This window comes from Ruegeria sp. HKCCSP346 (genome assembly GCF_017872595.1).
Lineage (GTDB): Bacteria > Pseudomonadota > Alphaproteobacteria > Rhodobacterales > Rhodobacteraceae > Ruegeria.
In genome coordinates, this window is record NZ_JAEDOT010000011.1 from 16,109 (window position 1) to 40,652 (window position 24,544).

Here is a 24,544-nt window from a genome sequence, read left to right on the forward strand (position 1 = left end):
CAGCCTCCGGTCTTGCTGGTTTCCTGTCAAACGCCGTGGGCCCGGTCTGGGGCACTTACTTGCGCGTTATGATGATGGCATAGGAAGAATAAACCGCCCATTGGTGCCGGGCGCACAGGCGCGCCAGCCCGTTATCCAGCTGCCGCAGGCCGAAAATCTTATCATAGTAATGGTGCCCGTAATATTCATGTACTTCGATGCTCGAAAACCCGACATCCGCCAACGCCTTTCGCATGTACGGGGTCGAGCCGCGACACAGTGAGTAATAGGCGGGGAATTTGCCGGTATTCTGGCCATCAAAGCGCCGGGGCTGCAACAGTTGAACCGCCTTGCGTGTCAGTTGTTCGGGAAACAACCAGTTGATCAGGAACGGCGAGGCGAAAATGGTCGGCACCAAGTGAACAGCAACGCCACCATCCGCCAGAAGGTGATGCATGTTTTTGTGGAACTGCTTGCCGTCGGGCATATGCTCGCCACAAAACTTGGACATGATCAGATCGAACCTCTGATCCACATGGCTGACATCGCCGCAGGCGTTGATCTGAAGGGTGTCGAACTCATCGGAAACATGGGAAAGTTCTTCGGCACTTATGTCACTGATCGTGAAGGATGTGACATGATCGGGCAGTGTCTTGTCGCCGGTCGATCGGCTGGTCGTGCCACCGATTTCCATGATCCGGGCCGGTTTTTCATCTGTTATGATGTTCCAGACCGTATCCAGATAATCCTGTCTGCAATCCGTGTGCCAGCGTATTTCTGACTGTACCATTTACTCTCCCAAAAAACCCGTAACCTTGCGCGGCGTTCGAAACGGGGCCAAATCGCGATAAAAAGATTTTTGCAATACGCCTTTTAAGGCAGTGACATGGCTGTTTGACCAATCTTTAGATGAATGCTGGCAGCATTCAAAGAACGTATGCACCCAAGCTTACATAACTGGCAATGCCGGTGGTCAGAATAGATATGGGCGGGTCCGATTTCCCGGAACCCGCCCATACAGTAGTGATCAATAAGTTGCTTTTCCGGCGATCTTTGCCGTTACGCGAACAAATCGGAATACGGCTCGACAAACGGGGTCTCGTCACCGATCGCAAAGGTGTCGACGCTATCACCAACGTACCAATCCCTTTCCCGACCGCCGGCGAAATCGAAATCCGTATTGGTTTCGTCCAGGACAACGGCACCATCGACCAGAACCTGAAGGCGATCGGTGTCCTGATCGACCATCAGAGTGACCTGATGTGTTTCACCGTCGCTCAGATCGACATCCGTGATCTTGAAGCCGTCGCGGAACCCACCATCATTGTTGTCGACTTTTGCGACCAGATGCCCTTTCTTGTTCAGCTTCAGGCCGAAATTCGAGTGGTTCCACACAAGCCGCTCGGCTGTTGTGTCGCCTTCTTCCCGCGTCACGTCGATCGAGAAGCTGACCTGCTCAGCGTCAGAAATCCCGTCCAAGTGCCCGATGTTCCCCCGACTGTCCTGATTGGTGATGTCGATCACCGACATTTCGTCTTGTGAGCTGTCAGCAAGGACAAGTTCGGAGTCGGTGTCAGGCTGCTCTGAACCCGTGTCGGGTTGTTCCGAGCCTGTATCAGGTTGCACGGCGCTTGTATCGCCTTCGGCCTGCGTCGCGTCGACCGGGGAGGAGACTTTGCTGATGTCAGAAATTCCGTCCTGGTACTCAACGCTCTCCGGGCTGTCCTGATGGGTTATGTCGATCATCAGTTCGCCCTGCGGTTCGCCACTAATAGGCTCGGACCCGGTGTCGGGCTGTTCAGACCCGGTATCAGGTTGCTCGGACCCAGTGTCGGGCTGTTGGACTCCGCTGTCCGGAGACGTGGTGCCACTGTCGGGAGACGTGGTGCCACTGTCGGGGGACGTGGAGCCGCTGTCCGGGGACGTGGTGCCGCCCTGCTGCGGAGTGGTGGAGCCCGAGGCGCCATACGAATGGGCCGAACCGGCGTTCAGTGTGTCAGCCAGGCTGCCTGGGATGACGACATACTGGTTGTAACCATTCCCCTGCGCCGTTGCCTGATAGGTGAAGTTCTGGTCGTACTCACCGGGCTGGATCAGGGCGTTGTTGCTGACGTTCCAGTCGGATTGCCCGTTATACCCTACGATCTGAGATGTAATGTTCTGATCGATGGTGACGTTTGTGGAACCAGAGGAAACGTTGATCACCGGAATCTCGATCCCGCCGGTCAGCGTCTTTTCGTCCACGTGCAGAACCGAATTCTGGGTGATCGTAAGCCCATCCACACCATAAAGGGAAATGCCGTGGAAGTGGCCATTATAGATCGTGTTCCCTTCGATCAGCACGTTGTGGTGGATCACATTGGGATCGTTGATATCCTTGCCGTCACCACCAGCCCAGATGGTTTGGGTAAAGTCCCCGTTCCCCATGTCGAACACGTTGTTGCGGATGGTGATGTTGTCACTGCCGCTGCCGTTGGCGCGCTGAATCTGGATCATGTCGCGGTGATCGCCGGACCCGGCTGCGCCGCCGAAATCGTGAATATAGTTATTCTCGACCAGAATGTTGTCGACATTGTCGAAGACCAGACCGTCGGACCGTATCGTGTGGATATCACTGCCGGTTACGCTGACCCCATTGGAGTTCACGGCAATGACTGCTTTCCACCACTTCAAGAACTCGGTGTTGTCGATAGTGACATTGGTCGAACCGCTGATTGTCAGGCCTGTTCCATAACCGGTACCATCTGCGGATGTGCCTGTGCCGCTGGCAACGTCGCCATCGAAGATCGAGTTTTTGAACGCGATGTTCTGGCTGTCATAGACACTGAACGGACTTTGGAAATGGTAGTCGCCACTATTGTAAGTGTAGTCGAACTTGATGCCGTCGAATGTGACGTTCGATGATTGCTTGACGTGAATACCGGAAAAGCTGGCTTGCGCATTCGGATCCGCGGATTGGATCGTCACATTCGATGCGAAATTCGTGTAGTGGAGGTTGAGCTGACCGTAATCGCCCGCCGCAAGCAGTATGGTTTCCCCACCTGTCGCCTGAGACAAGGCCTGGTTCAGCTCTGCCGCAGAGGTTACCGTGATTGTCGTCGACATATTTCACCTTCTGTTTCATAGGCGCTGTGAGTGGCAGCGCACGAGTTCCCGCACACCCAGGACGGATGGAACAGCCGCCCGAGGGCGGCAGAGTGGCCGAAATATGGCTATGTTTGGAAATTGTTGCCTGTATCGGGACAATTCTGCCCCTGTGCGTTTATTTCCGAGTGAACTCGATACTCGATACCGGGAATTGTTCCACTTCCCTTAGCGGTTGCCTAGGGTTTGGCGAATTGATTCCCGTAGGGCAACAATGGCCACAAAATAGCCATCATTCAGGCATGTCCTTGCGTATGGGCGATAGGCATCGGCAATGAATTGCCCGGTGCCGTAAGGGAAACCTGGGCGTTGCAAGGGCTATTCGGACGTGCCATGGCGCCAGACGGGCAAGCAGGCGCGATAGACAGTGGAACCCGCCTTGCCTACACTTTCCTGCAAGTGTGGTTATCAGAAAGGTGCGTTATGGCCGGGTCCCGGATTCTCGTCTTGGCAGGGGCGCTACTGCTCATGTTGGGTTTTGATGTGGCGGCCCAGCCCCCCTGTCAGGGGCGAGACGTGCGAACGCACCTTCCCGCAACTCAGACCAAGGGGCAGCGGGTCGCGAATGCCGCCGATCTTGGCGCAGCCCTGCAAAATGCCCGGGGCGGGGAAATCTTTCTTCTGGCGCCTGGGAATTATGGAACCCTTAGGATGAACACGGCATACCGGTCACCCGTGGTGATCCGGTCCGCCGATCCTGCCGCACCGGCCTGCTTTACCCGTCTGGTTCTGGAAGGAGCCAGGAATGTGCATCTGGATGGTGTCTATTTCGATTACACCTACAATGGGGGCGATCCGCATTTCATTGCCTATTTCGTCATCCTGAACAGTACGGACATTGTGATATCGAATTCCGTGTTCGACGGTGGGACTGCAAGGGGAACAGGGTCCGAGGCGGACGGGTACAGTATCGGGATCGGCCTGAAAATCGAGCGGGGCGGGAACCTGACCCTTTCAGGCAACGAATTTCGCAGATGGTGGACAGCAGTTCTGTCCGTGCAGTCGCGGCAGTTTGTCTTTACGGGCAACAACATTCACACGATCCGGTCCGATGGGGTTGACGTCGATGCTGCGGATGGCCTGAGAATCGAGCGGAACCGGTTTCACGATTTTGGCGGTGCGGCTGGATCTCAGGATCACCGCGACATGATCCAGATTATGCGGGTATCGCCCCGGGGATCTTCGGACATCGTCATCCGTGACAATATATTCGACATGGCCGGCGGCGATTTCACACAGACCATCTGGGCTGGCGGAGACGGCAAGGACCTCGGCAACCCAGTCATGCGACACCGCAATGTGCTGGTTGAAAACAACATGATCTACAATGGTCATATTCACGGCATTTCGATCCATGGCTCGGACAATATCTCGATCAGAAAGAACTCGGTGATCCATGTGCCCGGCGGTCATTCGGTTCCGGTCATCAACATTTCTCCGGATTCGACCTCGGTGGTCATTGAGCAGAATGCGGTGGCCAATGTCATCGGGCACGAGAACCAGCGCGATTGGGTTGTGCTCAACAATGCGTTGATTCAAGATCAGACCCCCTCTCAGGGTGGGCATTATGACAGCCAGTTCATCTATTACGCGCAAGGCAGGAAAGACGGATACAACGAATACGGCGTGCGCCCCGGCAGCCAGCTTGATCGCCTGAATGCGGGGTCCAGCTTGTCGCAATCCTACCCCTCGCGATGAGGACATTGCGGGCAATGTTGTGGAAAAGTGATTGGCTTCGGGCGCGCGGCCAGAATACTGACAATATGTTGGTGCAATCTGTAATATGTTATCCGTTTAAAGGCAGGAATTTTAGATGACAGCCGTTTTGTCAGCGAAAGCCAGCGCCCCGGCGACAAAGCCGGTCGTTCTCGCCTTGCTCATTGTCTCCTTCGCGATGCCGTTCTATTTCCACCTGGGGGGGCTCAAGCTCAGCGGGTATCGGGTGATCCTGCTGCTGTTCATGTTTCCTGCGATCATCGGATGGCTGAGCGGCAAGGCCGGAAAGATCAGGGCCGTTGATATTCTGGCGATCATGTTCAGCTTTTGGTCGGCCCTGTCCATTTCTGTCAATAATGGTTTGGCGCAAATGTGGCAGTTCATCGGGATGTTCATGATCGAAACCCTGGTGCCCTATTTTATTGCCCGAACCTATATCCGGAACCTGGAATCGTTTCGGTACTTCGTGAAATGCCTGTTTCTGCTTATCCTCATTTTGCTGCCCTTTGCCTTGTTCGAATCCTTTACGGGCAAGACCCCGCTGTTGAACCTGTTCGGCAAGGTTCTAAGCGTTTATCAGAAATGGATTTTCGAACCTCGGCTTGGGTTGCTGCGGGCGCAGACAACGATGCCGCATCCCATCCTGTTCGGCGTGTTCTGCGCGCCGGCCTTCGCGCTGACCTGGTATGTGCTGGGATGGCATAAATCGTTCTTCAAGAAGGTTGGCCTGACCTCGGTAGTAGGGGGGGCGGTGTTCTTTTCCCTTTCATCGGGTGCGTTTCTGAATGTCGTCATTCAGTTGGCGTTGATGGGATGGAACTGGATTTTTAGTTTCCTCAAGAAGAAATGGAAAGTTCTGCTGAGCATATTCTGCGTTCTGTATTTCATTGCCGAGATTGGCTCGAACCGGAGTATGTTCCAGATTTTTGCAACCCATTTCACGCTGACCCCCGGTACGGCATGGGCCCGCATCCATACGTTCAATTTCGCATCCGACGATATTCTGCGAAACCCGATCTTCGGTATCGGCCTGAATGACTGGACGCGCCCCCACTGGATGGTACTGCTGAGCAGCGTCGACAATTTCTGGCTGGTGGTCACATTGCGACATGGTTTTCCGGCCCTGTTCCTTCTTGTAGGCGCGATGATTGTCACGTTCTTTAAGCTTGGCAGCAGAAATCTGACCGGGGCAATGGCGGATGCGCGCCTTGGATATCTGATTTCGCTTCTGGGCCTTTGTGTATCTGCGGTGACCGTCCATCTTTGGGATGCCACGTTCTGCTTTCTGATGTTCCTGCTGGGTGCGGGGGTCTGGTTTTTGGATGCGGATGACGGGTCCGGTCAGGATGGGGACCAGGCCCAGGCCGAGGAAGGAGGGCGGAAGATGCGGTATACCCGGTTTCCCAAGGCCCTGCCCGGAGAACTGTCTACCGGGCGTGTCGCACGCGCCCGCTAACCTGTGGTCGTCCAGCGCCGACGGGTCATGCCCAATGCGCGCCGAAAGCGGCGCGCGAGCGGCATGTGACCCGACAAGATCGCCTTCAAATCCTGATCGCTCATATCCTCGCGCAGCGATGTGCGGGGGCGTATAAATGCGTTTTTGCGCCAGATGCCTCCGTCGCTTGACCAAGCCGTAGTGTAGCCCGCATCGCGCAGCGCACGTAACACCCGTGTATCGTAGCGGCCAAAGGGAATGCCCGCTTCGACCACCGGGCAGCCGCATATCATTTCCAACTGCGCGCGGGATTCGCTGAGTTCTCGGATCAGAGCAGCGTCATCCAGTGTCGGCCAGGCAAGATGGTCAATTCCATGGCTGCCGATTGTCATATCCGCATTCTGCAAGCGACGCAGATGGTCTGCATCCAGTGATCCGGCCTGTCCGATCCGTCCGGTCAGAACAAAAAACCGGGCCCGCAGGCCTCGGGTAACAAGTGCTGGCAGGGCGATGTCATGATCAGAAAGATTGCTGTCATCGAAGGTGATGGTGAACCGGCTCGGATTGGGGGCCGCAGCGATCCGGTCCAGAACCCGCTCAAACTTGCCAACGGACAGCCAGTAGGGGGCCTCGCCCGGTTCCAGAGAGCGTTTTGGTGTTCCGATGCCGTGAAAGTTGATACCGATGGGCTTTGTCATGAGCGCAGCTTCTTCAGGCGGGCGTGAATGGTTTCGGCGATGCTGATCAGGGCAGAGCTTGCGCCGGCAGGGCGGAACTCGTACGGGCCCGCTGCGCGCAGCTCTGTGCCGCCCGTGCGCAGCTTGTAACGTGTGACGGAAGGGTTGGCTTCAGGATCTATCCCGCCCAGGTCGAAATACTTCAGGCCCAGGTCGCGACAGCGCAGCATGGAATGCCACATCAGATAATGCCCGGCATTCAGGCGCCGCCCGGTGTCCAGAGTGGCCCCGAACAGATAGACGGCATTGGACCCAGCCCGTCCCAGCGTCATCGCGGCAATGTCGGCCCCGTCCTTGCGGGCAAACAGAACCTCATGGGCAAAATCAGCCCCCTCAAGGCCATAATAGAATTCTGGCGGGATATCCGGCCGAAAGCCTTTGGCTGCCTGAACCTCGGTATACATCGGATGAAACCGGTCGGCTGCCTGTGCAATCGGCACGATATCCAGATCAAGGCCGGCTTTCAGCGCATTGCGCAGGGGGTTGCGCCATTTTCCGTGCAGGGCACGCATCAGTGTATCTTCGTCCTGGGTACAATCCACGACCACGGTTCGATAGGTCGGGGATCGATCGGTGGGCAAAAACGCTTCGCTACGGGCCAGCTGATCCAACAATGCAACATCATGCCAGGGTGTGGCCGGAAACCGCAGGCGCAGGATATGCCCGCTCTCCTGAGCATACGTACGCAGTGCGGACAGCACGGCACGCAGTGTTGCAGCGTCGGGATCAGGCCGATCGACATGCAGCACCAGCGGTCCGGCGGCAAGCCATGCAATGCCACGCCGCAGGCCAGGAACATGTTTGATGCGCAGACATGCGGCGGCAACAGGCTGCCCGTCCGGGGTGGTGAGCATCAGGAACTGTACGTCTGCCCCGATCCGGCGGGCCGCCGCGCGGGCATAGGTCAGGCTGTGTTCAAGGGTCAGGTCGCGGAACGACGCGCTGAGGGCGGGCCACTTGTCTTCAGGCAGAACCCGTGCAGAGAACTGATATGCGATCATATCCGCCTCATATTCTTGTTTTGATCCAGCTGGACCACAGCGATTTGTTTTTCAACGGGATCACGGCCCTCAGCCGGGGTGCAACCCGCCCGAACCAGAGCCTGTAATAGACCAGGTGCAACACACGCGCCCAACCAAGGCAGAGCTTCAGCAAGACAGGGGATATTCCTGATCGCCGTGAGACGATCAGGCGATGAGTGGGCACCGATTCACCGCCATAGACCAGCTTGTAACCATATGCGCCAATCCCGGCTTCGATCCGCGTCACGCCAGCGGCGATCAGCTGTTCGATCATCTGAACCAAGCCGATTTTCCCAAGGCTGAGGCGTTCCAGTTCCGGATCGGTCGATCTGGCGGGCAATCGCCAATGGCAGGTCTGTCCCGCGACCAGACAGAATTGGGTGGCAAGGGGGCCGTTTCGACCATGTTGTTCGACGAACCAGGTTTCCTGCCCCTGCTGGGTGGCGTCTGCCAGATCGCAGTAGAAGGCGGCGCTGCCAGGCCAATCCGCGAAATGGCCTCCTTTTCCAACCTCCTGCCATTGCCGGTTGTGGAAGGAGACGAAATCCCTGAACTGATGCGCATCAGGATGGACCATCCGCGTTGTCAGGCCGTGGTCATTCTGTAGATGTTTCAGATCCCGTCGATACTGACTCCGCCGTTTCTTGGACAGGTTGGCAAGATAGCCCTCAAACGTATCGGGCAGTTCAAAAACCGTATGGGTGCCAGCCGGCGTGTCGGTCAGCGCCAGCCCCGGTGCCACCCCATTGCGGATGGCTGCCAGCATGGTGCCGCGTTCCGAGGCGGGGGTGAAACTGACCAGATGCGCCCGGCCATCGCCGAGAAGGCCGTTCAGGGCCTCGGCGCAGCTGTTCTTTAGCGCGGTTTCCGTGGCGGCCAGTTGGAAAATCACCGTGTTGGGATCGGTTGCGGCCAATTTGGCGATACGGACCCTCACAGGCCCCAGCCAAACCGGATAGATCATGAACGGCAGCAAAGCGACCAGCTGCCCCTGGGCGTCATATGCCACAAGGGTCCGGAGCGTTTTACCGCGCCCGAAATGAGCCCACCAGGTCAGGACCCAGACCGGAGCGGCATAGATGTCCGCGCCGGTCTGTCGGGCCAGTGCGGCCCACGCATCGGTCATGCGTTCAAGGCCCGTGACCCCATCAACCCATTTGAATGTCAGCCGGACGTCTGTGTCGGTCACTCTGTCGGCTCCTGGCTGGTCAGGTGATAGCGCAGCGAGGCCCGGGCCAGACGCCGCCGCGCGGCAGCTTCTTCCCGCCGATTTGCGACCGACATGACAAAGCGCAATACGGATGACCCCACAAACACCATCCGGCCGCGGAACAGGCCCCAAAGGCCATAATGTTTGCGCAGATAGATCATCTTGCTTTTCTGCATCTGTACGTACATCCGCGAGCGGATCTGGGCGGTGCTTTTGCCGCCTCCCTCAAGGTGCAGGATGCGCGCTTCGGGGGTGAACACGCATTTCCAGCCTGCATCGCGGATGCGACGGCACCAGTCGGCCTCTTCCGAGTAGACGAAGAATGCCTCGTCCAGAAGGCCCACGGCCTCGAAGACACGACGGGGCACAAGCATGAACATGCCCGAGACGACGTCGACCTCGCGTTGCGAACGCCGATCCCAGTCTCCGTACTCGGCGCGGGCCAGAAGCGGATTGCGCCGAGACAGGCGGTGCAGCCCAAACTCGATCAGCGCCAGGTTTCCCGGACCCGGGTCGGCAAAACAGGTGCGCTGAATGGTGGTTTCATCTTCCAGGACCTGACATCCAGCGCAGCCGACATCCGGGTGCTGATCCAGCCAGTCCAGCATGGTATCGATCGCACCATCCAGAATGATGGTATCGGGATTGAGCAACAGCAGATTGTCACCCCGTGCGATTTCCAGACCCTGATTGTTGGCCGCGGCAAATCCCCGGTTCGTGTCATTGGCGATCAAGCGAACATCAGGGAATTCGTCACGGACAAGATCGACGGATCCGTCGCTTGATGCATTGTCGACGACGATGACCTCATGCGGCTTCCGGGTCTGCCGGGAAATCGATATCAGGCAGTCCCGAAGAATGTCCCGGGTATTCCAGTTCACGATGACAATGGAAACAGCGCATTCGCTCTGCGTGCCGTGTGACGGTGAAGTCATGAAACCCTGTTCTCGTTACTCACTTACATTTTCAAATTGTTTAGCCATTGTTCTGATCTATGAATACACTCAACGTCATTAAGCGACGGCTGTTGTTAAATAGTAGCTGTGAAATTCAGAGCGAATAAACCGGTATATTGAGGTATTAGTTTGGCTGTGCAGGAACTTGAAGGGCAAGATAGTGTTGCGATTGAATGCACTGAAACCCTGACCGCAGACCGGAATGCCGAATGGATGACGTTTCTGAATGCGGCCCGGCATCAGCATCCGCGGCAATCTCCGTTGTTTACGAATTCGGAACAAAGATTGAAACGCAAGGTGATTTATGCCTCGGCGCGCCGGGATGGGGCGCTTGTGGGTGTCGCTCTGATCTCACTTGAACCGCACCCGTATCTGCCCGGCGCCTGGGCCCGGGCCCGCTGCCTGAGCGGCCCGGTTTGCGACGATGCCGCCGACATGGTGACGTTTCTGGATGGCCTGTGCCGACAGCCGGGGTTTTCAAGGGTCGGCAGCCTGACTGTCACCCCGTTCTGGACCGAAGAAGAGGCCGACACACTGGATGCCGCGCTGTCTTGTGCAGGTTGGCGCGTGGCTGAAGAAGATCAGTTTCGTGAAACCGGATGGGTCGACATATCGGTCACGAGCGAAGAGATCATGGCGGCGTTTTCCAAAAGCGCCCGTCGCGAGGTCAGGCGCGCCGAACGGCAGGGCGTGACGTTCCGAAGCGCGCGAACCCCGGAAGAGTTCCGCATTTTTCTCGAGAGCATGAACCGGTTGCGCGTCTCGCGCAGGCTGCCCGAGCTGAGCCTTCCCGCCTATGAGGCGATGTTTGAAGATGTATTGCGGCCCGATGAGATTGGCACCGTGATCATGGCCTGGCAGCAGGAGGCCTTTCTTGCCGGGCTTTTGGTGTATCGCAGCAGGGACATTGTGCACGGCCGGCATTTCACCACCGAGCCGGATCATCTGCGGGCGGCGGGCAATCTGCGTATCGCCCCGGCCTTGTGGTTGGAGGCCATGAGATGGGCCAAGGGCAAGGGCTGTAGCACCTTGGATGTCGAGGGCTATCACGTACCGGTTTCGGGCGAGAAGAAGTTCAACATTCACAAGTACAAGTCAGAGTTCAATCCGCGTGTCGTGCAGCGGATTTCAGCACGTGAAAAGGTGTTGAACCGGTCTGTGTACCTGACGGGAAATGCGCGTGATCTGATCCGGGGGCAGTTGAAAAAGCTCAAGAGGGCAGCGGCGGGTTAGGTCCCTGAACGATTGGTAAGGCGAAGTATGAATCTGGCCAAGAAAGGCAAATTGCAACTGATCCGGGGGGCCGCGCGACGTGGGCCGGTTGTTCTTGTCCGGCAGCTTTGGCTGGCCCTGATGGACAGCTTTGTGCGCAAACGCCATCTGGTATTCCGGCTGGGCGCGACCAGTTGTGCTGCCCACTCACAAGCCGGGCAGGACGCGCAACAGGTGCGGGAAATCCGATCACGCGAAGACCTTACCAGGGACGAACTGGCCAGCCTGACGGACCCTGAGGCGGCGCATGACTGGGGAATGCTGGAATGGCTGGACGCCGGGTGGCAGCTTTGGGTGCTGACGGAAGAGGGGCGCATCCAGGCGGTGGCCTGGGTTAGGGATGCCGCGCATAGCCGCGATTTCTTTGTGCCCCTCACTGATACGGAAGAGCTGTTCTGGCATGTTTATGTCCTGCCGCAATACCGCGGCAGAAATTTGCAGGGCCGGCTTTGGGACGCGATTGTTGCCAGCAAAATATCCGCAGGAATCGACGGGTTTTATACCAATTGCCGGGATTACAATTTACCTTCCAGGCTCAATATCCTGAAAACGGGGTTTTCACCGGTTGGGCACTGTAATGAATACCGCCTGACACATCATCGGACTTGGCGGCAGTATTGAAATGCGGGGTTGGCATGAGCAGCAACACACATGAGACCACGCTTTATTGCGGCGACCCGCCCATGCAGTTTGCCAATCTGTTTCGCCGGGACCCGGCAGGCGGATATACGGCCCTGTTTCGGAAACGCCCGGTTTTCTGGAGTTTCAATACCCGCGTGGCGATCCGGGCGGCATGTGATCTTTTGGCCTTGCAGCCCGGGGACGAGGTTTTGGTGCCAGCCTATAATTGCGGCTCAGAGGTTGACCCGCTGATTGACGCGGGTCTTTCGGTCCGGCTGTATCCTGTCTCAGACAATTTACTGGCTGATCCGGATCGCATTGCACCGCTTATCACGGAGCGCACGCGGGCGATTTACGTGACGCATTACTTCGGCGTGATCCAACCCTCACTGACCGGGCTGCGGGCGCTGTGTGACCGGCACGGGTTGCGGTTGATCGAAGATTGCGCGCTAAGCCTGCTGAGTGGCCAGACCCCCGCCGAAGGCCGGGTGGGTGACGTTTCGGTCTTCTGTTTTTACAAGTTTGTTCCGGTTTTGGGCGGCGGCGCCTTGGTGATCAACGCGCCGGATCTGCATGCTGAGCATCCGTTTACACGCCCGCCCCCCCGCAAGATGGTCACCAAGATGCTGCTGCGGGCCGGGCTGGGCAATGTGCTTGGTACAGCGCGCCTGAAAGGGCTGGTGCAAGCGTTGCGGGGCGGCGAACAAATACCCGTGGACATGTGCCCTGAGAGAGAACTGGAAGATATTCCAAGCCATTACTACTTTGATCCGGCTCTGCGCAGTACCCGCATGAGCGCGTTTGCGGCCCGCCCCTTGCGGGCGTTTTCCGTATCCGAGGCCATCGCAACGCGCCGGGCAAACTGGGAAAGGTACCGTGAACTTCTGACTGATGTCGCGGGTGTGCGCATGCTTGTGCCCGAGCTGACGGTCGACACCTGCCCGCTGAACATGCCGGTGTTGGTGGAGGAGCGCGACCGTGTCGTGCAGGCTTTGCAACACGGCGGGATCGGGGCAACACCTTGGTGGGCGGGATTCAACCGTAATCTCGACTGGACCGGACAGGCCGAAGCGATGGCGCTTAAGAATGACGCCGTGTCACTGCCGCTGCACCAGTATCTTTCCGAGGCGCATGTTGATTACATCGTCTCGGAACTGAAGCGGGCATTGCAGGGGTGAGTGTGTCTCAGGACACCCTGGCGACAATCCTGTTGCGCAGTTTCGATGCGAGTTCGAGCGTCAGGCTTTCAAATCCCTTTGGGCGCCCCGACAGCTGCCAAAGCAACAGATGGGTCGCGATATAGGTGAACACGCCGACGATGACCTTGACGGCAAAGCGGATGCGCAGCAGGGGCAGGTCTTCGGCTGAATCGTAAGCCCAGCCGATTGCGTCGCCACTGCCATAGGCGCTGCTGACGATGAGAACCGCGGTGACCATTGCGATGGCCGCGGCGAAGGTGCGCCAGGCCATGAGAATGGGTGTAAGAAGCCCCCCGGTTCCAAAATCCTTGGCCATGACCAGCGCCAGGCCAATCGCGAACAGGCTGGCTGCGCCGGATCCGAGGATCGCGCCCACAAATCCATAGTTGGATCCCAGCAGCACCAGTATGGTTGTTACGACCAGCAGGATACTGTTGCGCAGGCACAGCCGTTTCGTGTCACCCTGCACATAGCTTGCCGAACGGACATTGGCTTGTAGCGTTTCAATGGCCTTGAGCGGGGCGAGCACCCAGATGACCTGAGAGGCTGCCAGCCATTCATATCCGGCCACCACGACGATCAGGTGATTTGCGACCAGCGCCATTCCGACACTGACGGGAATGATGATGCCCAGCAGAATGGCATTGGCCTGTTCAAAGGCTTCGCGGTCGTTGCCCTGAGTTCTGGAGATGCTGGCGAGCCCGGGATAGATCACCCGCTCAAGTGGCCCGATGACCTGGCTGGTGAACAGCGACACAAGGCGAAAGCCGATTCTGAAAATACCCGCATCCGCCAGCCCCAACGTGGCTCCGATAATGATTTGCGGCATGTTGGTCGTCAGGAATTGCGTGATCTGTGCGCCCAGTGACCATGATGATACGTCGATACAGTCATGCCAGCATCTGAGCGTCAGCTGGGGCCGCATCGGTGCGACGGAAAAGGACCAGATGACGCGTGCGACCTGAGTCAGGAAATTGGCTGCCACAATGGCCCAGAAATCGCGCCAGAACCAGGCAAGGCATACTGCGAACAACGTATATGTGATGCGGCTGATGGCTTCTTCACCAGCCACGAATCCAAACCTGAGATCCCTTTCCAGCAAGGGAAACCGTGTGCTTTTGAGCGAACTGACGATGGCGATCAGGCATAGGGCGGGTATCAGCTCGGTCAGGGCAGGCAAGCCCAGAAACCCCATCAGGGGTGCACTGATCCAGATCAGGCCAGCGGCGGAAGTGCCCAGCAACAGCTGCATCGTGAAAACTGTATTGAGGTGCGCTTCGGTTACCTCGGGTTGCCGGATCAGGGTCATGGAAATCGCCCGCTGCGCGATTTCAAGCAAGGCCACTGCGATGACGAAATAGGCGATTACACCGAAATCCGTCGGGGTCAGCAGGCGGGCAGTGACGATAAGCGTCAGCAGACCAAGAAACTGGCTGAAAACACCCGACGCAAACAGTGCTGCGGCCCCGACGACAAGGGGTGAGCCGCGCGGGACTGCGGCACCGGTCGGTTCGGATTTAGGCGAAGGCTTCAACAGCTTTGTCTTTCCACATTCAAAACAAACAACAGAATACCGGGTTAGTGTTTCCTTTTTATCTCCTCTCTCAGGTATTCCAACCAGATAGAGAAGTGCCGTTCTGGCAATTGGGCGGGGTCGCTGCTACTCAAGGAAGACCGCGCTTTTTTATGTCGAAATCACATGATTTTCTTTCAATGTCAGAAGGTTGTTTCATACTCGGTGATACCTGCGGGTCTAGTGTCCGAAAGTTATCTGCTGTTTCAAGGAGAATTTCTGGCCCAGTGTCTCAGATCAGGCTCCTCATGGGCAAGCGCGTCAAGTATGTGATGCCTGATATGTGTCCGGTGGCGGCCAGTGCCCGGAAGCCGGGGTTCAAAATGGTGTAATGGTATGAAGATTGCGATTTTTGGTCTGGGGTATGTGGGGTTCACGGCAGCGTGCTGTCTGACCCGTGAGGGGCATGAGGTGATCGGCGTCGATGTGAATGCCGACAAGGTCTCGGAAATCAATGCCGGGCAGCCTCCGATCAAGGAACCCAAGGTGGCCGAACTGCTGACCGAGGCGCTTGCAAAGAACCTGATCCGCGCCACGGTTGAAATCCCCGACCTGTCGGATGTGGATCTGGCCATCGTTTGCGTCGGCACGCCCAGTTCCACTGACGGGTCGCACAACATGAATTTCGTGGCCGAGGTGACGCGGCAGATTGCCAAGGCCGTTTCGCCCGACCGCGCGCGACCGCTGACCGTGGCGTACCGATCCACCTTCCGGCCGGGCACGGTGCGGCAGCTGATCGAGCCGATCTTCCAAAGCTATCTGGGCGATCGGACGGGTCAGGCGATCGAGATTGTCTATAACCCCGAATTCCTGCGCGAGGCTTCGGCGGTGGATGATTTCTTCAACCCGCCCAAGATCGTTGTCGGCACGGCAGACGGAAATCGCTCGGCGGTGATGGACGAGATGCACGAAGGCCTGAATGCGCCGGTGTTCTATACCGCGTTCGAAGAGGCCGAGATCACCAAATTCGTCGACAACACCTGGCACGCGACCAAGGTGGCCTTTGCCAATGAGGTGGGCCGCATCTGTCACAGCATGGGCGTGTCGGCAAAAACCATGCACGAGATTTTCGTCTCGGACACCAAGCTGAACATCTCGGCCTATTACACCCGTCCGGGGGGCGCGTTCGGGGGGTCTTGCCTGCCCAAGGATGTGCGTGCGCTGCAACATATCGCCGGTGAGGTGGGGGCGCATACGCATCTGATCGACAGCCTGTTGCAGACCAATCAGGCGCATAAAACCTATCAGGCGCAGGATATCATGGCGCGGCTGCCCGAAGGGGGCCGGGTGCTGATGGCCGGGCTGGCCTTCAAGGCCGGAACCGATGATCTGCGCGAAAGCCCCAATGTCGATATCGCCCGGCGCCTGTTGCAGGCGGGCTATCAGCTGTCGATCTATGATCCGGCCATCAAACCGGCCGATCTGCGGGGGCAGAACCTTGGTTATGCCTTTACCCACCTGCCCAACGTGGGCAGCCTGCTGGTGGACCGCGCCACGGCCGAGGCCGGGCCTTGGGATCTGGTGGTCGGTTCAAACCGGATCGTGAATGATCTGAACCTGGGTGATGCAGAGGTGGTAAGAACCTATGAATATGACTAGCCCTGTGCCCGCCGTTCAGCCGATCTCGTTCGAAGAGCTGCGCCAGAGCCAGCCCCTGAAGGGCCTCAAGGTTCTGATCGTGGTGGAAAACCTGCCCGTCCCCTTTGACCGCCGCGTCTGGATGGAGGCGCGCACGCTGGCCGCCGCAGGCGCGCTGGTCTCGGTCATCTGCCCAACCGGCAAGGGCCATGAGGAACGCGTGTGGGAAGACGAGGGCATCAAGGTCTATCGCCACCCGCTGCCGCTGGATGCCAGCGGGGCGCTGGGGTATCTGCTGGAATATGGCGCGGCGCTGTTCTGGGAAAGCTGGCTGTCACTGAAGATCAAATTCACCCGCGGCTTTCACGTCATCCATGGCTGCAACCCGCCCGATCTGATCTTTCTGGTGGCGCTGCCCTTCAAGCTGTTTGGCGTGCGCTATCTGTTCGATCACCACGACATCAACCCCGAGCTTTACGAGGCCAAGTTCAACAAGCGCGGTTTCTTCTGGAAACTGATGAAAACGTTCGAGCGGCTGACCTTTGCCTCGGCCCGTGTGTCGATTGCCACCAATGAAAGCTATCGCAAGATCGCCATCGAACGCGGCGGCATGGCGCCCGAGGATGTGTTTGTCGTCCGCTCGGGCCCCGACCTCAGCCGGTTGCAGCATCTGCCGCCGAACCCGGCCTGGCGCAACGGGCGGAAATACATGGTGGGTTATGTCGGCGTCATGGGTGATCAGGAAGGGATCGACCTGCTGCTGGAATCCGTGGCGCATCTGGTCAAGGTTCAGGGCCGCGACGATATCCAGTTCTGCCTTGTGGGCGGGGGGCCCAGCCTGGACAAGCTGCGCGAACAATCTGCTGAAATGGGCCTGTCAGAGTATGTCACTTTCACTGGCCGCGCCCCCGATCATGATCTGTTCGAGATCCTGTCAACCGCCGATGTCTGCGTGAACCCGGACCGGGTGAACGAGATGAACGACAAATCCACCATGAACAAGATCCTCGAATACATGGCCTTCGAGAAACCCATCGTTCAGTTCGACGTGACCGAAGGGCGGTTCTCGGCGCAGGAGGCCTCGCTTTACGCCAAGGCCAACAATCCGGTGGATATGGCCGACAAGATCACCGAATTGCTGGCCGATGACGAACGTCGCGCCGCCATGGGCCGCTATGGGCGTGCCCGGGTCGAGTCCGAGATGGCCTGGCCGCATCAGGTGCCCGCGCTGATCGCGGCGTATCAGCGGATCTGGAAGGGGTAAGGTCTGCTATTCAGCAGCCTGTTTGGTCTTCAGGGGCTTTTGAGCCTTCCGGTGCCGCAATTGCATGGCAGGGGCCTCAACATAATGCCATGACAGCATCGCGCAGATCATCGTTAGTGGAAATGACATGGCCATGTTGACGATGGGGGTGGTGACCCCGGCCTGCGCCACCAACTGCTGGATGGGAAAGGCATAAATATAGACCCCGTAGGAATAGTCGCCCAGCTTGTTGTAGTGCAGCAGCAGAGGCGTTTTCGCGTAACCCAAGAAAAACACCACATATGACAGGCAGACGGCAAAGACCGGCAGAAACAGCGGTGTGAACCAGGCCACAATGGACAGCGCCGTTGCCGTGATGAAGAGGGTCGGGGACAGCGGGATGTGCTGGCGCCAGATATAAAAGACCATCCCCGTGAGAAAAGGGAGGCCAAGCCGGGTGAGCTGCTCGATGCGCGGGTTCAGATCGGTCACCATGGCCACCGCATAGACGACCAAGAACAGCAGGGTAACAACCGCAAAGATTTTTTTCCGACCCAGAATGCCGAGGATGCCGCAGATCAATACACCGATATAGCAGGTGACCTCGTAAGACAGCGACCAGAGTGAGCCGTTGATTGCAGGGCCGTACGGGTTGGATTCGAACACGCCGGGCAACACGTATTGAATCTTGAACAGCAGCATGTTGCGCACAAAAAATTCCCCGGCCTGCGCCCAGAAAACGGATGCAGGGGCCTGTGTCAGTATGAACCCGGCAACCAAGAGCGTAATCCCTGTCACGACCGCAAGTGCCGGAAACAGACGCAGCGCGCGGGCGATCAGAAATGAACTGGCAGAGCGTTTTCTATCGAAGCTGCGTGTGATGAAGAATCCTGAAATGGCGAAGAAGATCCATACGCACACCATGCCCAGGGACAGCCCGTGAAGAGCAGTTTCAAACGGTTGACCAACCGCGCCACCCCAACTGAGCGGATAGGCGTGCGATACAAGCACGCCGCTGGCGGCAAGAATCCGGATCAGGTTGAAATTGTTGTCCCGCCCGTCTGCCCGGTCCGCGATATAGCAGCGCGCAGGATTGCCCGAGGCTGCATGCGCATCCTGGTCTTTCATCCGCGAGTCCTCTGGGTTGGTGGCGTAAACATATGGGTCCGCAATTATTTGGAAGTTATCCTTTGATACAATATCCACGGTTCAGTTGCTGCAAGTATCTCGAAACCCTGAACCTGTGGCGGAAACGATTCCGTGGAACATGTCACGATTGTATCGGCTTTGGCGTTCGATAATGCATTCAAGGCCGATGGCAGCGTGTGATTGGCCTCCAGCGCAATTTTCTGAACTGCGCCTTGCACACTGGCTAACGGACCAACTATGCGCAGCGGTTGCTGCGTGGGGTTGGCAAAGGTCGGAACTGCCGTACCATTGAAGATCATGAGAAAGGACAAGGGTCTGCAACTGGGCTTGAAAACCCACGAGTCCTTTGCGTCTTCCACATAAGCCCCGGCGCCCAGACTGCGCGTGTCGTGGAGGTTCAACGCCTCAAGATAAGAGGCGTAAATTTTGCCATCCTGATACCACCCGACGGTCAACATCAGATTGCGCAACAGAAACAGCCCGGCGATCGCCGCAACAGCTATTTGTTGTGATCGCAGCCTGGCGCTGGGATTCAGAGACAGGCTGGCGGCCAGAAGGGCCAGCATCAGAAGCGGGATCCGCTCACTCAGATGTCCGACGCCGAACAGGTTCGGAGGGGTTATCAGGATCAGCAAACCGCACAGCGCCACGGCAAGCTTCATACGCCGGTCGATCCGCCATATCCCGGTGATGAGGCCACCGATCAGCACGCCCCATAACAGGACGCCAAAACCCCAGTCGAACGTGCGCCATGTGGATTCAGCCACGCGCAGGAACCCGTCAACGCGCAGATAGGCCTCGGTGCTCAGGCGTGCCCACAATGTTCCTTGCTCGGCATGAGCCAGTAGGTTCGAGACAGGCGTGGCGACGCCTCCGCTTGCGGTTTTCGTTTGCAGGAAGATCACGGCCGGTGCGATGGCGATCGATGCAAGTCTTGCGGCTTTACGCAACAAAACCGGTAGCCCGGGATAGCCTGATCGGAACGCAAGCGACAGTTCGACCATACCCAGCAGCAGCCCCCACAGCGCAAAGGCCAGCCCGTGAATGAAAAACAGGATCAGCCCCAGGCAAGCCGTGACAGCCAGTTGCCGGACGGGGCGGTCCTGTGTCGCAATCCAGTATCCGATTGCGCCCAGCAGAACCCCCAACCCAAGCAGGAAATTCGAAAAACCCCAGATCAGGATATGGTTATACGCCACCAAACCGGCCAGAAATACGGTCAGTGCCGAGAGGCGGCCGTGCAGAACACGTGACAGGTACAAAATTCCCGCGAACGGGGCCGCAATGATCAGGCCAGCGATCAGCTTGGCACCCAAAAGCGGGGGCAGCACTTTCATGATACCCGTGCCCAGAACATCCAGCCCGAGATTGGGCAGCAGTTGCCAAGCCGCCTCATAGTTCTGTTGCAGTGTGGTCGAGTCCGGAAGATTGGCCAGAATGTAGTAACGGGCGATATGAGCGTAGAAATCCGTCAGTGGCAGAACGGGTGTCACGCACAAGGGGATAAGGCTGGCAAGCAGAGTCAGTGCCAGAACTGGTCGCAGAGAACGGCTTTGAGGTGTCGTAATCATTTCTGCCGCAGGCACTTTTCTAACCATATACTAGAAACTAAAAACTGATCCATCAGGTACCGATAGCACATCATTGTGCAATCTATTTTTCTTATCGCGACCACTCAAAATCCAACTGCGATGACTTGGCGTCAAAGGCTTAGAAGCCTGAGCGCCGAATTTCCTCCTCAAAACGGTACAAAGCGGGGCAGGCGGTTCAGGCTTGGCTCCATGAAATGTTGCAACCTTGCATCCGCATCCGCTTCGGTTTCACCGGGCAGGATGGGGGTCACAAACCGGACCAGAGCGCCATCGGTGCGCCCCATGGTGAAGCCGTCCTGAATGACGCTCATCTTGGCGCGGAAATCATTGACCATACGCTTGCCGCGTTGTTCGAACCAGTAATAGACCAGCTGTTTTGACAGCTCTTTCTGGATCACGGCGCGGTTGACCGTAAAGCGGCCATAAGGCGTGTTGCCCGGGTTGATCTCATACGGTTCAAGGCTGAAGATTTCCCAACCGCCCACCGGCAGGCACACTTCGGGCGAATGGATGCCGTCGCCGTCGGTCTGCTTGTCGTAAAAGGCCACGAACATGTTCACGAAATCGCCCGATCCGGTGTTGATATAGGTGGCATTGAGGTAATCGCTGGCACCCAGAACCTGTTCAACCTGTGGATCCAACGTGGTGGGCGACCCGGACCAGGGGCCAAGCTGCCGTGGATAGAGAACAAACGGGTCACGTTCCACAGGCCGCACTTCGGAAGCGGGCCGCAGGGTCCAGGCGGTTGAAACCGCCAGCGTCAGAAGGGCCGCAACCGCCAGCGCCACCGATGCGCGAATGCCAAAGATACGCAAGGCAACAGAACCCAGCCCCTGGGTATCCAGATCAATGGTCTCGGCAAAGGGTTGCGGATTCGGCGCCAGGCGCTGCAAGCCGATGGCCATCAGGAACAGAATGGCGACGCAGAGCAGGAAGATGATCCAGCCTTCAAAGAAATGCATGAAGCCTTCAGCCTGCTCGATGCCGTGCTGATTGACCAGCACGCCGATCACGCCAATGCGGATCGAGTTCATCAGCACGGTCAGAGGGGCCGCCGAAACCAGCAAAACCACCTTGTGCCAGATCGGGCCACGGTAAAGCAGGGCAAAGAGATACGAGAAGCTCAGGATCGGGAACAGATAGCGCAGCCCGGAACAGGCCTCGGCCACCTGCAGTTTGTAGACCCCCAGATCGATGATGTTGCCTTCGATGAAAACCGAAACACCGGCCATCTGCACGAACCAGACGCCCAGTTCGGACGAAATCCATTGCAGGAAGATCGTGAGCTTCCAATAGACGAACTGCGGCAGCGGCAGCATGAACACCAGATGCAGCACGGGCAGCTGGTGGTATTTGCCCCGCTGCCAGCCGAACACGGTCAGCATGACGCCGCCCACCCAGATGATCATGGCATAGGTGACGATATCGGGAATACGGGCCAGGTTGCCCAGAATGGCGATGATCAGGGCCACGGCAATCACAAGCACGCCCGGCCAGCGATCATGCACAACCGGGTTGGGGGGCGGCATATCCCGCAATTCACGCAGGAACAGATACAGCGAGATGATCGGGATCAGCGGGCCATGGCTGTATTCGGGGGTGCTCCAGGCGGCGCCCAGAGACACGATCCCGATCCAGAAGACGGGTACCGATCCAAGCAGCAGCAGGACAAACCAGAACAGCCCGACGGTGTTCAGGACCGGCAAGCCTCTTCTGGCCGCTTCAAGGATATTACTGCGGCTGTTTTTCGAATCGAGGTGATGCATCACGGTCCATCATGCACAATAAGGTGTGGCCTGAAATTATGACGGCTCAAGTTCCCGCTATTTTGATCCGTTTTCGGGACATTGGGCGCGGGATGTCCTGATTGTCGATATCATGAACCGCGTGAATGAACGTCAGGGTTTGAGAGAAAAGCGTCGGCCCAAAGTCAGAAAGACCGAGTTTGAAGTTGCCTTAAAGCCGTTCTGATCGTCCATTTCATATTGGTACCCCACGTTTACAGCCCAGTCTTTCGTGACCGCCCGTGTATAGGACGCACTGAACGTACCGCGCTGGCGCGGGTTGGGTTGACCGGTTCCCTCGTCTTCCTGGTCGATGTAATCGACGCTGAAAGACAGACCCGATACCGGGTTGATGAAATAGTCATATGTCAGAAACACCAATGTTTCACGTGTTTCTATGCTCTGCGTACTGGTGCCGACCCGGCGTTGCACCGTTGCTCCGATCCGGGAACTGGCCAGCTGATAGCTGTAGTCGAGCTGCCCGATCGGTGTGACTTCGTCGAATGGTCCTCTGGTCAGGCCCAGGTTGAAGCTGAATAGTCCGTTGGCGCGCTGAAAACTGCGGCCGGCCGTTGCGTTTATCCGTGACCCATTGACCCCGAATGTCTGGTCAATCTGAAAATCCGCCGAACCATCTGGCAGGGTTTTGTTCCATGCGAAATCCCAGACGAAATCCTCGGTCACGGTGTTGGTATTGGTTGTGCGCTGCGTGTCATCCACCTGACTGTAACCGATATTCGCACTGACGGTGGTGACAGGGGATATGTCATAGGTCCCCCCTACTGTCACAACCGTTGTTTGCTCATCGGTTCGCACGTTGTCTTCTGCCGAGAAATCAGTGTAGCCGAGACGCAAGTTGGCTTGGAAAACCGGTGACACCCGCAATGTCGTGATCGCCGTGTAATCGCTTGATTTGTTGTCGAACAGGTTCGGATCGATCGTGTTTGTATAAGTGCGTTCGCTATAGCCGTAGATGAATTGGAACCCGATTGGATCATTCAGGCCGGTTTGCCAATTCAGGTTGCCCAAGGAGTTGACCTGATCCCCGATGGTTCCGGTCACATCGGCGGCATCGATTCTGCCATCCAGATTGGTGTCGGTCAGTGAACGATTAAAAGCCAGATCCTGTTCGCGGTAATCCAATAGCAGGTCAAGCTGGCTGTTCTGGCGCGACCGCTGATACGACAGGCGGGCAGACGGGTCCGCAAAGCTGGAATCCGTCCCGATAATCGGCTCATTGGCGATCCGGTACAGTCCGGAAAGGTCAAGAGCCAATCTCGAATCCGAGGTCTGCTTCAGAATACCCAATGCCAGCGTATTCTCCCACCAGGTCGTGGACCCAAGCGAAGGATCGGTCAGGCGAAGATTGCTGTCATGTCTGAGCGACGAGAGATAATCCAGGGTCACACTCAGGCCGGTCCCGGTCCCAATCTGCTGACCGGTCGGCAGGCCGACCCTTCGGGCCGGGTTTCGCTGTGCCCGTTGTGCGATCAATTGCTGGCTGGGTGTCTGCTGCACAACTGTCGGTGCGACGGTTGTCTGCTGCACGGATGTTTGCTGTGTCGAGGTTTGTGTTTGCTGCGCAGTCGTTTGCTGTGTCGAGGCCTGCTGCCCGACAGCTGGTGTAAACGAACTTATGACAGCGATCCCGCCCCCCAGAATGGTGGACAGCCTGCTCCTGGATTTCCCCACCTGTATCAGCCCCTATTCGAACAAGCGGCGTGCTGGTACGACAACCACGTCTCCGGGTCTAAGCACTGTATTGCCTTGGATGCCACCGCCCGAGCCTTTGTAGTTATAGGTGTATTTTCTCATCACGCCTGTTTTACTGTCAGCCCGGCGCAATTCGATGCGCTTGCGAGCCGCGAAATTGGTCAGACCACCGGCCTGAGCCAAAACCTGAAGAATTGTCGTGCCTTCGGTTGCCAGATGCTTGCCGGGCACATTGACCTCACCCATGATGAAAACATCGATGGTTGGTCCGGATGCGGCCTGTCCGCCCAGAAGCGGCGGCGGAGCCAGCGACGCCACTGAAATAAAGACTGTCGGCGGCGTATTGAAATTCGAGGCCAACGCCGATGAGAGCGACGCGCTTAATCCGCTGGTCGACTGACCGGCCGCACGGATCGAGCCGGCAAGCGGAAAGTTGATGGACCCGTCCGGCAGAACCAGAATGGTCCGATTCAGGGTGGGGTCTTCGAGAACTTCAACCTGCAGCGCATCACCCGGTTGGATTTGATAGGATTGCGCCCATGATGCGGTGGCCACGATCATGGTAATGACAAGTGCGGTCAAGGACCCGATGACTGTACGCATATTCAAATCTCTCACTTT

At 57.5% G+C, this 24,544-nt stretch carries 19 protein-coding genes; 7 read left to right on the plus strand and 12 right to left on the minus strand.

Translation table 11 applies throughout. The annotated features are described in order from the left end of the window. Positions 1–55 precede the first annotated feature (55 nt). Positions 56–769, minus strand: coding sequence for a methyltransferase domain-containing protein (locus I9185_RS19235; protein ID WP_171637872.1), 714 nt, complete (start codon positions 767–769; stop codon positions 56–58). Between the two features lie 269 nt (positions 770–1,038). Then, on the minus strand, positions 1,039–3,084 hold the full coding sequence (locus I9185_RS19240; protein WP_210093856.1) for a right-handed parallel beta-helix repeat-containing protein: 2,046 nt from the start codon (positions 3,082–3,084) through the stop codon (positions 1,039–1,041). A gap of 555 nt (positions 3,085–3,639) precedes the next feature. Between I9185_RS19240 and I9185_RS19245 the strand changes: the two genes are divergently transcribed. Both I9185_RS19245 and I9185_RS19250 read left to right on the plus strand, forming a co-directional pair. Continuing rightward, positions 3,640–4,821: a right-handed parallel beta-helix repeat-containing protein gene (locus I9185_RS19245; RefSeq protein WP_210093857.1), complete on the plus strand. Its 1,182-nt coding sequence runs from the start codon at positions 3,640–3,642 to the stop codon at positions 4,819–4,821. Positions 4,822–4,936: 115 nt separating this feature from the next. Continuing rightward, positions 4,937–6,295, plus strand: a complete 1,359-nt coding sequence (locus I9185_RS19250) for a hypothetical protein (RefSeq protein ID WP_171637877.1) — start codon at positions 4,937–4,939, stop codon at positions 6,293–6,295. On the opposite strand, the gene I9185_RS19255 is transcribed toward I9185_RS19250, so the two are convergent. From I9185_RS19255 to I9185_RS19270, 4 genes are read right to left on the minus strand one after another with little or no spacing between them, the layout of a single operon-like run. Beyond that, the gene (locus I9185_RS19255) at positions 6,292–6,972 is read right to left on the minus strand and encodes a polysaccharide deacetylase family protein (RefSeq protein ID WP_171637879.1); all 681 of its coding nucleotides are present in this window, start codon (positions 6,970–6,972) and stop codon (positions 6,292–6,294) included. The genes I9185_RS19250 and I9185_RS19255 overlap by 4 nt on opposite strands. Then, on the minus strand, positions 6,969–8,012 hold the full coding sequence (locus tag I9185_RS19260) for a GNAT family N-acetyltransferase (protein ID WP_210093858.1): 1,044 nt from the start codon (positions 8,010–8,012) through the stop codon (positions 6,969–6,971). Before I9185_RS19260 ends, I9185_RS19255 begins: the two co-directional genes overlap by 4 nt. 7 nt (positions 8,013–8,019) lie before the next feature. After that, positions 8,020–9,222: a GNAT family N-acetyltransferase gene (locus I9185_RS20630; RefSeq protein ID WP_210093859.1), complete on the minus strand. Its 1,203-nt coding sequence runs from the start codon at positions 9,220–9,222 to the stop codon at positions 8,020–8,022. Beyond that, on the minus strand, positions 9,219–10,178 hold the full coding sequence (locus I9185_RS19270) for a glycosyltransferase family 2 protein (protein ID WP_210093860.1): 960 nt from the start codon (positions 10,176–10,178) through the stop codon (positions 9,219–9,221). The genes I9185_RS20630 and I9185_RS19270 overlap by 4 nt, the downstream gene beginning before the upstream one ends. Before the next feature lie 156 nt (positions 10,179–10,334). Between I9185_RS19270 and I9185_RS19275 the strand changes: the two genes are divergently transcribed. The 3 genes from I9185_RS19275 to I9185_RS19285 are packed head-to-tail and all read left to right on the plus strand — an operon-like array spanning position 10,335 to position 13,270. Further along, complete coding sequence (locus I9185_RS19275; protein WP_348539751.1) at positions 10,335–11,432, plus strand: GNAT family N-acetyltransferase; 1,098 nt, start codon at positions 10,335–10,337, stop codon at positions 11,430–11,432. A 27-nt stretch (positions 11,433–11,459) separates the two neighbouring features. Then, positions 11,460–12,092, plus strand: a complete 633-nt coding sequence (locus I9185_RS19280; RefSeq protein ID WP_171637889.1) for a hypothetical protein — start codon at positions 11,460–11,462, stop codon at positions 12,090–12,092. A gap of 14 nt (positions 12,093–12,106) precedes the next feature. After that, positions 12,107–13,270 (plus strand): DegT/DnrJ/EryC1/StrS family aminotransferase, encoded by a 1,164-nt coding sequence (locus tag I9185_RS19285; protein WP_210093862.1) that lies wholly within the window; start codon positions 12,107–12,109, stop codon positions 13,268–13,270. Between the two features lie 7 nt (positions 13,271–13,277). Here I9185_RS19285 and I9185_RS19290 read toward each other — a convergent pair whose 3' ends face one another. Continuing rightward, entirely contained in the window at positions 13,278–14,825 is a 1,548-nt protein-coding gene (locus tag I9185_RS19290) for an oligosaccharide flippase family protein (RefSeq protein WP_210093863.1), read from the minus strand. A gap of 375 nt (positions 14,826–15,200) precedes the next feature. On the opposite strand from I9185_RS19290, the gene I9185_RS19295 reads away from it, so the two are divergent. Together I9185_RS19295 and I9185_RS19300 are read left to right on the plus strand one after the other, a co-directional pair. Next, positions 15,201–16,463, plus strand: a complete 1,263-nt coding sequence (locus I9185_RS19295; RefSeq protein WP_210093864.1) for a nucleotide sugar dehydrogenase — start codon at positions 15,201–15,203, stop codon at positions 16,461–16,463. Continuing rightward, on the plus strand, positions 16,450–17,706 hold the full coding sequence (locus I9185_RS19300; RefSeq protein ID WP_245223643.1) for a glycosyltransferase family 4 protein: 1,257 nt from the start codon (positions 16,450–16,452) through the stop codon (positions 17,704–17,706). Before I9185_RS19295 ends, I9185_RS19300 begins: the two co-directional genes overlap by 14 nt. A gap of 6 nt (positions 17,707–17,712) precedes the next feature. On the opposite strand, the gene I9185_RS19305 is transcribed toward I9185_RS19300, so the two are convergent. From I9185_RS19305 to I9185_RS19325, 5 genes are all read right to left on the minus strand, one after another. After that, positions 17,713–18,813: an acyltransferase gene (locus tag I9185_RS19305; protein ID WP_210093865.1), complete on the minus strand. Its 1,101-nt coding sequence runs from the start codon at positions 18,811–18,813 to the stop codon at positions 17,713–17,715. A gap of 44 nt (positions 18,814–18,857) precedes the next feature. Further along, positions 18,858–20,405, minus strand: a complete 1,548-nt coding sequence (locus tag I9185_RS19310; RefSeq protein ID WP_210093866.1) for a hypothetical protein — start codon at positions 20,403–20,405, stop codon at positions 18,858–18,860. 167 nt (positions 20,406–20,572) lie between these two features. Then, positions 20,573–22,192 (minus strand): VPLPA-CTERM-specific exosortase XrtD, encoded by a 1,620-nt coding sequence (gene xrtD, locus I9185_RS19315; protein WP_210093867.1) that lies wholly within the window; start codon positions 22,190–22,192, stop codon positions 20,573–20,575. 132 nt (positions 22,193–22,324) lie between these two features. Further along, entirely contained in the window at positions 22,325–23,758 is a 1,434-nt protein-coding gene (locus tag I9185_RS19320; protein WP_171637903.1) for a hypothetical protein, read from the minus strand. Between the two features lie 156 nt (positions 23,759–23,914). Beyond that, positions 23,915–24,526, minus strand: coding sequence for a polysaccharide biosynthesis/export family protein (locus I9185_RS19325; protein WP_170346999.1), 612 nt, complete (start codon positions 24,524–24,526; stop codon positions 23,915–23,917). Positions 24,527–24,544: the final 18 nt, after the last annotated feature.

Excerpts from the sequence above, each read along its gene's own strand:
- I9185_RS19235 (WP_171637872.1), bottom strand. The coding sequence starts at position 769 with ATGGTACAGTCAGAAATACGCTGGCACACGGATTGCAGACAGGATTAT.
- I9185_RS19240 (WP_210093856.1), bottom strand. The coding sequence starts at position 3,084 with ATGTCGACGACAATCACGGTAACCTCTGCGGCAGAGCTGAACCAGGCC.
- I9185_RS19250 (WP_171637877.1), top strand. The coding sequence starts at position 4,937 with ATGACAGCCGTTTTGTCAGCGAAAGCCAGCGCCCCGGCGACAAAGCCG.
- I9185_RS19255 (WP_171637879.1), bottom strand. The coding sequence starts at position 6,972 with ATGACAAAGCCCATCGGTATCAACTTTCACGGCATCGGAACACCAAAA.
- I9185_RS19260 (WP_210093858.1), bottom strand. The coding sequence starts at position 8,012 with ATGATCGCATATCAGTTCTCTGCACGGGTTCTGCCTGAAGACAAGTGG.
- I9185_RS19270 (WP_210093860.1), bottom strand. The coding sequence starts at position 10,178 with ATGACTTCACCGTCACACGGCACGCAGAGCGAATGCGCTGTTTCCATT.
- I9185_RS19280 (WP_171637889.1), top strand. The coding sequence starts at position 11,460 with ATGAATCTGGCCAAGAAAGGCAAATTGCAACTGATCCGGGGGGCCGCG.
- I9185_RS19285 (WP_210093862.1), top strand. The coding sequence starts at position 12,107 with ATGAGCAGCAACACACATGAGACCACGCTTTATTGCGGCGACCCGCCC.
- I9185_RS19295 (WP_210093864.1), top strand. The coding sequence starts at position 15,201 with ATGAAGATTGCGATTTTTGGTCTGGGGTATGTGGGGTTCACGGCAGCG.
- I9185_RS19300 (WP_245223643.1), top strand. The coding sequence starts at position 16,450 with ATGAATATGACTAGCCCTGTGCCCGCCGTTCAGCCGATCTCGTTCGAA.
- I9185_RS19305 (WP_210093865.1), bottom strand. The coding sequence starts at position 18,813 with ATGAAAGACCAGGATGCGCATGCAGCCTCGGGCAATCCTGCGCGCTGC.
- I9185_RS19310 (WP_210093866.1), bottom strand. The coding sequence starts at position 20,405 with ATGATTACGACACCTCAAAGCCGTTCTCTGCGACCAGTTCTGGCACTG.
- xrtD (WP_210093867.1), bottom strand. The coding sequence starts at position 22,192 with ATGCATCACCTCGATTCGAAAAACAGCCGCAGTAATATCCTTGAAGCG.
- I9185_RS19325 (WP_170346999.1), bottom strand. The coding sequence starts at position 24,526 with ATGCGTACAGTCATCGGGTCCTTGACCGCACTTGTCATTACCATGATC.